General features: G+C 48.4%; 10 protein-coding genes, 1 rRNA gene and 1 pseudogene. 2 read left to right on the top strand and 10 right to left on the bottom strand.

The annotated features are described in order from the left end of the window. Window positions 1-428: 428 nt before the first annotated feature. The 8 genes and pseudogenes from M0Q40_00060 to M0Q40_00025 all read right to left on the bottom strand — a co-directional run bounded on the left by M0Q40_00060 (window position 429) and on the right by M0Q40_00025 (window position 6,135). Window positions 429-1,469, bottom strand: a complete 1,041-nt coding sequence (locus M0Q40_00060; GenBank protein MCK9221016.1) for a uroporphyrinogen decarboxylase family protein — start codon at window positions 1,467-1,469, stop codon at window positions 429-431. Between the two features lie 37 nt (window positions 1,470-1,506). Then, a complete protein-coding gene (locus M0Q40_00055; GenBank protein MCK9221015.1) occupies window positions 1,507-1,926 on the bottom strand; it encodes a hypothetical protein in 420 nt (139 codons plus the stop codon). A 138-nt stretch (window positions 1,927-2,064) separates the two neighbouring features. After that, on the bottom strand, window positions 2,065-2,280 hold the full coding sequence (locus M0Q40_00050; GenBank protein ID MCK9221014.1) for a hypothetical protein: 216 nt from the start codon (window positions 2,278-2,280) through the stop codon (window positions 2,065-2,067). A 103-nt stretch (window positions 2,281-2,383) separates the two neighbouring features. Beyond that, window positions 2,384-2,557 (bottom strand): hypothetical protein, encoded by a 174-nt coding sequence (locus M0Q40_00045; GenBank protein MCK9221013.1) that lies wholly within the window; start codon window positions 2,555-2,557, stop codon window positions 2,384-2,386. Between the two features lie 19 nt (window positions 2,558-2,576). Then, window positions 2,577-2,813, bottom strand: a complete 237-nt coding sequence (locus M0Q40_00040; protein ID MCK9221012.1) for a class II fructose-bisphosphate aldolase — start codon at window positions 2,811-2,813, stop codon at window positions 2,577-2,579. Between the two features lie 102 nt (window positions 2,814-2,915). After that, entirely contained in the window at window positions 2,916-3,995 is a 1,080-nt protein-coding gene (locus M0Q40_00035) for an aldose 1-epimerase family protein (protein MCK9221011.1), read from the bottom strand. Between the two features lie 15 nt (window positions 3,996-4,010). Beyond that, window positions 4,011-4,487 (bottom strand): annotated as a pseudogene (locus tag M0Q40_00030) (D-lyxose/D-mannose family sugar isomerase). Between the two features lie 670 nt (window positions 4,488-5,157). Further along, window positions 5,158-6,135: a LacI family transcriptional regulator gene (locus M0Q40_00025; GenBank protein ID MCK9221010.1), complete on the bottom strand. Its 978-nt coding sequence runs from the start codon at window positions 6,133-6,135 to the stop codon at window positions 5,158-5,160. A 528-nt stretch (window positions 6,136-6,663) separates the two neighbouring features. Here M0Q40_00025 and tkt point away from each other — a divergent pair. After that, complete coding sequence (tkt, locus tag M0Q40_00020; GenBank protein MCK9221009.1) at window positions 6,664-8,622, top strand: transketolase; 1,959 nt, start codon at window positions 6,664-6,666, stop codon at window positions 8,620-8,622. Between the two features lie 228 nt (window positions 8,623-8,850). Next, window positions 8,851-9,945: a hypothetical protein gene (locus tag M0Q40_00015; GenBank protein ID MCK9221008.1), complete on the top strand. Its 1,095-nt coding sequence runs from the start codon at window positions 8,851-8,853 to the stop codon at window positions 9,943-9,945. 307 nt (window positions 9,946-10,252) lie between these two features. Here the strand turns inward: M0Q40_00015 and M0Q40_00010 are convergent, their stop codons facing one another. Together M0Q40_00010 and rrf are read right to left on the bottom strand one after the other, a co-directional pair. Next, window positions 10,253-10,855, bottom strand: coding sequence for a hypothetical protein (locus M0Q40_00010; GenBank protein MCK9221007.1), 603 nt, complete (start codon window positions 10,853-10,855; stop codon window positions 10,253-10,255). 205 nt (window positions 10,856-11,060) lie between these two features. Continuing rightward, window positions 11,061-11,151 (bottom strand): 5S ribosomal RNA (gene rrf, locus M0Q40_00005); the annotation flags it as partial.

Below are 11,151 nucleotides of genomic sequence, written 5' to 3'. Positions count from 1 at the left end.
ATAAGGTGAAATGGGAGGCAGTGCGGCTTGGTTTTGAAGCAAGTATTGTCCTTGCTTGGTTCCTCGTCTCGGTAATGTAGAACGGGGATGAGCTTTTCTTAACCCACATAAGACCCTACAAGAATAGTAGTACCTTTCCTCCAGTCGCAATGACAAGACTTCATGCGTAATGTATGAATTACTCCGAAATATGCATAGTACTAGATTCTCTGGACATTGGGTACACCAAGCCCATTCAATTCATTTTACACTGGTACGTAGTCCAGTCCAGATGTCTGACTCTACCTAATGCGACACCCGAAGACTCACTAGGCTAGACTGGCACAGTGTGATTGATTCAATGCGCCGAAATGACTACTCGGGGCCCACAGGATGACTTAAGCAAAAAGATGTAACATTATAGACTGGACTCGGCACTATCAGCTCTACTACCCGTTAAAATCCCGAACCGCTTTGACCATAGCAAGGTAGTTGCTAACAGGAACATAATTGGCAATCGTATTGCCAGATCCAGCGGCGTATCCCCCGTCTGGAGCACATTGTTCTAGAATTCGACAGGTGTAGTCATAGACTTCTTGCTCCGATTTCAAACAAAGGAAATTGACATCGACTCCACCTAAAATCGCAATCCGATCTCCCCAAAGACGTTTCGCCTCAGTTACCGGCATAATTGCGTCTTCAAAGGAATGCTTGGCATCAACACCTGCAGCAATAATGTCCTCCATGATCTCCTTTAGCTGGCCACAACTGTGCAGAATCAATGGCTTTCCCGCCCTATGAACGACCTCTGCTATTTGCTGGTACCACGGCAGAATGTATCGGCGAATATGCTCCGGGGAAAACATGGTTCCTGTCTTGTACCCCAAATCATCACCAAACCTATATGCCCCAATGCAATCCAGGGGGGCTAGGCGCTCGGCTATCCCAACGAGGGTCGCGCCGATCCTCTGGAATAATTCCTCCACTAGGTCTGGATCAGTATAGACCGCCAGGGATAAGTTCTCCAAGCCCATTAAAAAGCTTGCATGCTCAAAGGGACCTCCGGATCCGCCCCCGATGATCTTCATCCCAGGGGGTAGAAGACTACCTACAAGCTCAAAGACTGAATAATCTACAGCGTCATCGATCTGTGGCCATGGACAGGCAAGTAGAGCATCCATAGTTTGAATCGGCCCGCTACCTTCATCCACCCAATGGCGCTCTCCGCGACTATACAGAGCCGTATCCTGTCCACGCCGAATGTTTCTTTGGGCAAAGTTCGGTGCCAACTCCAAAGGCACATAGTCATAGCCTAGCTCTTCATAAAACTGGACTAGTCGCATGAAGTAATCGGTGGTATCGTCAAACTCGAGTCTAAACCCCATTATTTCCTCTATGATCTCCAGATCTACAAAATGCTCATATAAGGGTACCCGGGATGGGTTACCCCCGTTCAGCACTTGTGCCATCACATCAAAGCTTGGATTCATCTGCCGCACCCTCCGATTATTCTAGATTGGATGAATTCTACCCATACCTTACCTTGGGGATCATAGGTCCATACTTCGTCCAAGGGCACAGGCCGAGTTTACCGTCTGCTCGAGGCTTCATCCTCGAAGAAGTCCCATCAACAAACCAGCGATAAAGCAATCCCCAGCCCCAAGTTGCAGAGGTAAACGTCTCTGGTTTGTAACTTGCACACCACAGCCTACGATTCGTCCAATTAGGTAAATTCTTAGGCGTTCCTTTGCCCAATCTCTCCCGTGTAAGATCTGGACTAGTTTGTACATGGTACCCCAAGATGCCACACTTAATCCCAACAACCGAAGCACCAAGCTCTAGGAAACCTTTGGCCATGCGGAAAGCTAAGTCCGGGGTGGCTTGGTCTTTTTCCTTCGGTCCCATAGCTTGATAGGACTGGAAGCTTTCAGGCTCCAGAATGAGCAAAGACTCCTCCAGACTGGGCAAGAAAATATCCACGAGGGGAAGGGGCTTTTAGAAATAAGGCGCCAATCTTCCCTTCAACACCTGGAACGGGCATGGCCAAATCCAAAGATACTGTTACTTTGTGTTTCTTTGCGGTTTTTAGAGGCGAACTAGTTGCTCCCCTCGGTTAGTATAAAGAGCCTTCATTAGCAGTGGATAGCCAAAGTGCATAATCTTCGTATGGGATAGGGCGGACTCATCCAGATCATCCACGGTGAAGGTAGCGTTACACCCAGGGTAATGAAGGAATACACGATCAATACTAGCCGGTGAGAGAACAATAGTGTAAGAGGTGTTTTCCCCTTCATGGACCATGTCCTCCGAATCTGGAGCGCAACGACACAAATGCCAATGGCAGCCGCCCCGAAAGGATCATTGCCCACCTTGCCCATTAACCTTGTTCTCGCACCTAGCTTAATTAGCGCAACCCCGTATTCGCCACTGCTCCTCCGGTACTAATCTGCAGCGGCCCCACATGATTGAGTTTCCCTGGTTGCACCATATCCGATAAGGGAACCCGTAAATCCTGTGGGAAAGTTGGAATCAAGTCAACACATAGATGACCGGCTACAATTGCTTCATAGTCCTTCACAGTTGTTCTCCTGTCGGGGTTAGACTTTACCCTCAGAACTAAAGGTCTTCATCTTTTCCAAGACACATTCAAGCACCAATACCTTAATCACTTCTAACAAGGCTGGGATTTGCCTGATGTTATCTGTAGTTAAAGCCTTCCTAACCGCATCTACCGCACCCGTAGAGAAATCGGTGAAGACATTAATCTCACAGATCCCCACCAGAACAAGCCGCAGATTTTCTGGCTGGAACGGGCATAGATGCCCTAGCGCCAAAACCCCGTGATGTTAAAGGATCCAAGTATGTATGGTCCTGGAGCAGAACTTAGGACCATCTTAAGAACAACCAAGGCTCCTCCTTGGGAAGCAGCCGTAGTATTATTTACAGTCAGCCACCCGTTCCTTAATCCGGTCAATCTCCGATGAACAGGTCAGAACGCCAATTTCTAAATCGTAGTGCCGCTCTTGTTGGGGCTGGAGATAGTGCAAAGTACCCCGCTCCCGCTCCAGGGCCCTTCCTTCCACAAAGCAATTGGCTGGCTCAAGACCGAGCACGTATGTGCCTTGCCCAAACATCTTCCATTGCACAAATTGAGGCAGCTGGCTCTTTTTATATTTCAGATAGATCCCCAGCCCATCGTCTAAACGCCGGTTGATCACTGCAACATATGTAAAGCCTTGCGCGTCTTGGCCCATCTGATGGTAATATACCTTCTCCTGATATGCTGGTTGAGGCTCTGTGATCTTTGCAAAATCCTGTAGATCCCGTTCTGCTTCCTGGTCCCTTGGGGTCACTTCAATGGATGGTAGTAGAAGATCTGTTTCGGGATCAACCAAGGGAAAACCTAAGTTAATATGATATAGCAACATATGCGGAGTGGTTGTAAATCCAAGGTTTTTCACTCGATCGTGGACGAAAAAACGGTTTTCTCCAAGCTTTGCCTCCACACGACGGTGTAGGATCAGATTCTCTCCGAATACCACCGCTTGTTTCATTTGGCCCTCGGCCCACATCAAGTAATCATCATCTTGCCAGCAACCACCGACATGGGTATTAGAGGCAGGGATGTTTGAAATACGGCCATGTAGCCCTAATTCTTCACCGGAATCTTCCGACGGAGAGCCAACCGAGGTCAAGCCACAGGTTACTAACATTCCTCCGTGGAAACTGCGGAGCCAACCGGTGTTCCTCGGGTCATAATAGGTGGGAGCAACCCTTCCTGTGGGAGAACGCCACACCAGGGGAACACCCTGGTATTCTGTGGTACTAATGTCCATACCGCGGCTTAGGAGGACGTCAAAGCTAAGACCTGTACCTGTCCTAAACCGCACCCCTTCTACACCCTGTTCTAGTCCTTCGTGCAACTGAAAACGCTCTACTCCTCCGAGTTGAGAGATATCACCCACCCGCTGGAGTAGGTCATGCTTTGTATAGGTTTTTCCGTAAAGTTTGGGCATGAGTTTACCCTCTTTCTAGCTTTGCCTTAGTAAATACTCATTGGCTAAGAAGTGTCTTGCTCGTTCATCTTCGACAATGGCGGGAAAACGTCCTGCCTCTTTCAGGAATCGGTTATCCCTTCAATCATCATTAACTTGGGATACCTCCCCAAGCAGGTCTTTGCCTGTTTTCTCTTCACCCCAAAACCGATGATACACGGAGGTTTTTAGGGTAATACCTTCACCCGGCATCAGCCGAATCATGGTCCCTGCTGGCACTTCGTATCTTCGGCCATCTTCATACATTACCACGGGAGTATCGGCTGATTCTTTAGCTTCAATCGATGGAGATGAAAGGACATCACCTGTTTCTCTTCCACAATGAGCTCCTTCTCGGCATAGGTTCTGGTGTATTTGGGGCAGTTGCTGGTTACCATTACGGAGCGTGAACAAGAGAAGTCCTAGTCTAAGGAAATCCCCACTACCGAAGTCCGTTGCGTCGCACCCGAGCATGTTATCCCTAGTCTTATCATATTCACTGCCTTTCCTTTCCCCTTCCCCCAAGGCCCCAAAAGGCAAAGGGTGGTAAGTGGAAGCTCTGCTGTTTTGAAAAGGAAGTCGCATCTTTGATGAGTCTGAACGCCTCATGTCGTTGGCACTGTCTTGGAGTGCTCTGCCCCCTTGTCTCATCGTTAATTTTAAGGTGTCGCCGTGATCTCCCACCGGCCTTCAGCCACCTTTGCTTCAATCTGCTTAAAGGCCTCCGGGATCTGTCAGCCAGTAAGTCACCGCCTGGCTCTACAAGAAGATGGGTTCAGGGAATTTGTCAACACTCATCCACCGTCTCAGGCCAATCCCACTGCCAATTCGTATCACTGTGGGCATGTCCAATATAGTGCACGTTGTAGGCTTCACAAGCAAGCTGTGAGCCAAGGACTCACCCGCTTGCAGCCTGGAATAAACATGTTGCTCTGTAGTCTCTACTACCTGCCGGTACTATGGCTTTTCAAGACCTTGCACAAACCTAGCCTAATACTCAAAGCGCCGTACAACCCTTGTTCGTTATTGAAACGTTCCCGTAAAAACCGACCGACCTTCATGGGGTATCATCCTCCGCCTACATTAATGTCCTTTGCTTCAAGTGCAACGGGATACATGATCCACGCTCTGAATCAGTCACATTCTAGCTGGACTCCCTCACCACTAGCTCCGTTGGCACCAACACCCTCCATCCGATCTTTCCCCAGTCTAGCTGCCAGTGGACTAGCATAGAGGCCGCGATCTGGCCCATTTTTTCTTTATGGATTCGCACCGTGGTCAACGGAGGGCTAGTATACAACCCCATCTCTACATCGTCAAAACCAACAACTGAGACATCCCGGGGAATTTGAAGTCCTTTCTCGGTAAAGGCACGTATCACGCCAACCGCCATCGCATCATTACCCGCTAGGACCGCATCAAAGTCCCCCTTACGAAGGAGCCTTAGTCCCTGCTGATACCCTTCCTCAACGGTGCAGTATCCTGAGGTCTGCAGAATTAGGTCCTCATTGTACTGACCCCCTGCCTCCTCGATGGCCAATCGATACCCGCGGTATCTTTGTAGCATACTGGGGTGATCCTTTTCACCACTAATAAAGGCGATTTTCTCCCTGCCACGACTCTGTAAATGGCGAACCGCAGCATAAGCCCCGTTGAGGTTATCTGGTTCCACCGTCGGAAGCTGCCCATGCTCAAAGTCCACTAAGACAATCTTGAGTCCCGCAGTAATCAGTCGCTTTATGGTTTTTGAAGATATAGCTGCCGCCACGATCACCTCATCAATTTTGAACTCTTTTAGATCCATGAGCAGCCAATCAACCGTATCTTGCTCGTTAATTGTAAACAAATTTACGCGCATGTTTTCCTTGTTAGCTAGTTCCTCAGCGCCGAGTAACACTTTTGTGTAAAAGGGTTCATTGGTCCCAAAGTAGTGTTTGCTAATGATAAAACCTATCTTCTTAACGGTCTGCTGCCGTTTGGCTTCGAACTTCTCCAGATAACCAGTCTTTTTAGCTGCCTCAAGGACCCTTCGTTTTGTTTCCTCGCTGATCTTTGGTGAATCGTTCAATGCCCTTGATACCGTGGCACAGGAAATACCCAAAAGCTCAGCTATATCTGACATGCTAACCAAATCCGACACATCCTTCTTGTCTCTCGGCCTCACTAACCGAGGCGTGCTTTCATCAGTATATGTCTTCTCAGTTTATGCAAAAAGTCCTGCAAAAGAAGACGCCATTTTCATTAAAATAGTGTCATGCACACAAGATAGCTTAACATCACGTCTCCTTATTCAAGTCTAAACAAGGTTTTTGGAATTACCGTCAGTTGTTGCTGTGCGAGGTTTATTGCCTTGTCTTTGCATGTTTATCCCAAGATCCGTGATTTATCATTTTATCCTGTCGCTCGCGCCGAAAGTATTACCCTAGGAAAGTAGACAAGGTAGCATGAAAACCTGTAATTATGGTATCATGGTAAAGAATGAGCGAGCGTATTACCCATACGCGAACAGGGATTTACTAGGATCGAGGAGTAACACATCAAACCTTGTTAAACACTAAGACCAACATATACCAACCTGTCATAATTAAGAACCTAACCGCGACATACATCGCAAGGTTCGTGGAGGTGCGATTCATTGACTGATAACCACATAATCCAAAAGATCGCCGATACCGTGCGGGGTCTGAGCGCCGATGGCGTGCAACAGGCCAACTCCGGACACCCGGGAATGCCCTTAGGCTGTGCGGAAATCGGTGCAGTTCTCTTTGCGGAAATCCTCAAACATGATCCCACAAACCCAACGTGGGCTGATCGAGATCGATTCATACTATCCGCAGGCCATGGATCCATGTTCCTGTATTCCTTACTTCATTTAACCGGGTATCCCTTGTCTTTAGATGATCTGGCTCACTTCCGGCAATTGGGCTCCAAAACCCCAGGGCATCCCGAATATGAGGTTGAGCTTGGTATTGAGACCACAACGGGACCTTTAGGACAAGGCATTGGCAATGGCGTTGGTATGGCCTTGGCAGAGGCCATGCTGGCAGCACGGTTCAACACAACCGAACAATCCATTGTTGATCATTATACCTATGTGTTGTGCGGTGATGGATGCCAAATGGAGGGAATTTCCTATGAAGCAGCATCACTAGCAGGGCATCTGGGACTAGGAAAGTTAATCTTGATCTATGACTCAAACGAGATCAGTATTGAAGGTAGCACGGACCTCGCCTTTACCGAATCCGTGGCACAAAGATATGCTGCTTTCGGCTGGGACGTCACTGAAATAGATGGTCACAATATTGATGAGATCCGTAACGCCCTACTGCAAGCTAAAAAGGTCTTGGACAAACCCTCCCTGATCATTGCCAAAACAAGTATCGCCAAGGGTGCACCTAATCTTCAAGGTTCCGCAGCCGCCCATGGGGCACCCCTAGGTGACGAAGAGATTGTCTTACTGAAAAAAGGAATGGGCTTCCCCGTAGATCAGAAGTTTTACGTACCGGAAGAGGTTAGTAGCTTCTTTAAGGGAAAAATACAGCAATGGTCTGCCATCCGCCAGGAATGGGAGATGCGCTTTGACCAATGGAGGAAAGAAGAGCCCGGGCTCTATGAATTGTATCAAGCGCACTTTGCTGAAGACCTGCCTGATGGGATAGGTGCCTCCATCGACTTCCAGTCCGCCGTGTCCACCCGGGATGCAGGGGGATTAGTGCTAAACGCCCTCGCTAAGGAGCTGCCGTTCCTGGTTGGTGGTTCTGCAGACCTATCACCATCAACTAAAACAGAGCTTAAGGCCGCTGGTGCAGTAGCCAAAAACAGTCTTGACGGGAGGAATATCCATTTCGGCATCCGGGAACACGCCATGGGAAGTATTCTCAATGGTATGAGCCTGCATAGGGGTTTTAGAGTTTTCGGTTCCACCTTCTTGGTCTTCTCCGACTACATGAGACCAACGGTTCGCTTAGCCGCTTTAATGAAGCAACCGGTTGTGTTCGTGTTTACCCATGACTCAATCTTCGTAGGCGAAGATGGTCCAACCCATCAGCCTATCGAACATATAGAAGCACTGAGGGTCATACCCAACTTGCATGTGATTAGGCCCGCCGATGGCCGTGAGACTAAAGCCGCTTGGTTGTTCGCCTTAGCTGAAAAGGCAACACCAACCGCCTTGGTACTTAGTAGACAGAAGTTACCTATTCTGCCGGGGACAACAAACTGTCCGATAGACAAGGGCGGTTATGTGTTAGAAAAGGGCTCGGATAGCCCAGACGTGGTCCTAGTTGGTACAGGTAGTGAAGTAGCCGTATGTGCCGATGCTGCTTTGAAGCTCAAGGAAGAAGGCATCACCGCACGCGTTGTTTCTATACCATGTCGTGAACTGTTCTTGGCCCAGGATGAAAAGTATATACATCAAGTCCTAGGCACTGATACCCCCAGAGTGATCATTGAAGCAGGTCGCACAAATGGCTGGTACTCGTTGGTCGGGGCCAAGGGATGCGTCATTGGCATTGATCAGTTTGGCGAAAGCGGTCCCGGGAAACAGGTAGCAGAAAAGCTGGGAATCTCTGTAGAACATGTGGTACAAAGAGCAAAGAGTCTATTGTGAATCTAGGTAACCGAGAGCATAATACATTACAGCAAGTAAACTCCATGATGACTGTGTAAGAATGAACTCACCCCGTGTGAATACAGCCGCTAAGGACACTCCTTTAGCGGCTGTATTGTTTTCCCCCTACTGACGCTTGGTTGGTGTTTACCAATTTGTTAAGAAGGAGATCAGGAGCGTTCTAGAGAATTCAGCATTAATATTCCGATAGGTCAGGTGGTATTATTGATGGATTCACGTACCCGTTTGTTAACAGTTCTCCATAATGAAAAGCCGGATCGTCTGCCGTGCCAAGTGCACAGTTGGATGCCCTATTATCTAGAACAATACCTGAACGGATTGGACCAATATGAGGCCTATGCCAGGTTCGGTATGGACGCGGTGGTCTATACCGCCCCAATCTACAGCTTCAATGAACGTTCTAAACGAAATTGGCAGGTTTACCGCAGTGAACACACCGATCCTGAGGGGCAAATCCAGTGGCGGGAGAAGATTGTCACGCCCGAGGAAACCCTCACAACCGCCGGTGGAACAAACCAGTTCACCACATGGACCACGGAGTATATCATTAAATCCGAGGCGGACTTCGAGATATGGAACAAATATGTACCAATTCCCGAGTCGGTAGACTGGTCCCCGGTTCTTACAGCGAAAGAGCAGATAGGAAACAAAGGGATCGTCCGTGGGATTCTTTTCGATTTCGGTCAGGGTAGCCCCTGGCAGAGTTTTTGCTGCCTTTTTGGTACCGAGGAAGCAATCCTGGCCACCTTTGATCAACCTGATTGGGTACATTATGTCCTCCAGTCCCTCCTAGATAAGAAGTTACGCGTCATTGAACGAGCTGGTAAGTTTGCCTTTGATCTGGTCGAGACCGGTGGGGGACATGGATCAAACACGGTGATTAGTCCCTCAATGCATCGGGAATTCTGCTTACCCTATGATCAAAAACAACATGAGGCTATTCACAACGCTGGATCAAAAGTGGTCTACCATTTATGTGGTGGCTTGATGCAGCTTCTAGACCTAGTGGTGGAAAATGGCGCCGATGGTTTGGAGACAATGACCCCTCCGAGCATGGGAGGCGATTGTGATTTAGCCTTGGCCAATCAACTAGTTGGTGATCGACTCTTTTTCATTGGCGGCTTCGATCAAAACCGCGGTTTTGAAAAGGGAAATCCCACGGATGTAAAAAAACAGGTATATGAGCTACACGCCGCATGCCCTGATGGTGGATATATCTGTAGCCCGTCCGACCATTTCTTCTTCGGTAGCCCGGAGAACCTTCAAGCCTTTGCCGATGCTTGCAAGGAATGCATTTATTGATGGGAAGATACAGAGGATGACGCAATATGCCTAATTGGCGGGGAACAATAAGATTACCGTCATCCTCCCCACTCCTTTGTCTAGCGACGCCATAGAACACTCACGGCACTCTTGTGCCATTGAGATTGACCGTGTCTTCATGGCATAGAGTCTTGTCTCCCTAAGGGTCCCGTGAGAACATAAGGACGGCCTGCCCAACAACCGACCCTCTCCCTGCGTCACCATACCAGTACAATCGGTGCCGGCTTGACTTGTGTCTTCAAGATGGTAATAGCCTCCGCCACGATGACCTGAAACAGTAACTTGGTCACCATGGCAATAGGCTAATCAGAGTGAGTCTATCAATGAAGAATGCAAGGACAATCGAAAGTACGAATACAATCGTTTTTTGCTTCAGTGTCGTTGGCAACATCATGCATAGGGTCAGTCCGAAACCTAGACCTATAGCCAAGGCGGTTTTATGTGTATACAGAGCCGGATAATTCTCAGCAAAAATCAAGGCGATGGGCAATGCTGCAGATATCAATCCGAGGATACCGTTGCCCTTCGAAAACCACACGATGAAACCTGCCATCGGTGAAAGGAAAGAGACAACAAGCCATCCCATGAAGTACGCTTTAGGGAAGAATCCTTCCACAATCTGTCCGTAGGTGTAGTACGAGGTTAGCATTGCCAAAAAGAATAACATGACATTTATGGCAGCGGTAATAGGGTGCCGGCTAAATGCCGCAATTAATGTCGCCGAGAACACCCACATGCTGAGCCTAGTTCCGATTTCACCAATGATATGGTAATTGTCCATGGCTTTGGCCAAAAAGCCCAGTAGCAATCCCAACAGGATGATGCCAACTGAAAAAATCAGTTCTTTGGAGATGCTTATTCCCTCGGGAAGAGGTCTTACATTCCTCATCATGGTTCTCCTTCCAATAAGCACCGGATTATAGGCTAACTGCCCCCCAGCTACGACTGCTTATGTAATCACAGATATATTAAGTATTGCACGTGTCCCTTTCTGTTTCCTCCTCTTTTCTGATTATTGGATGACGCTGTCTTAGCAGAGAGACTGATGGGTGGATCAAAAAGAGGCAGCCAAATTGGCTGCCTCTAAAATAAGTTCCCGGCAATGACCTACTCTCCCACTGCGTCACCACAGCAGTACCATCGGTGCTGGAGGGCTTAACTTCTGTGTTCGGGATGGGAACAGGT

This window comes from Limnochordia bacterium, assembly GCA_023230925.1.
Lineage (GTDB): Bacteria > Bacillota > Limnochordia > DUMW01 > DUMW01 > JALNWK01.
This window is presented reverse-complemented; position numbering and strand designations above follow the sequence as displayed.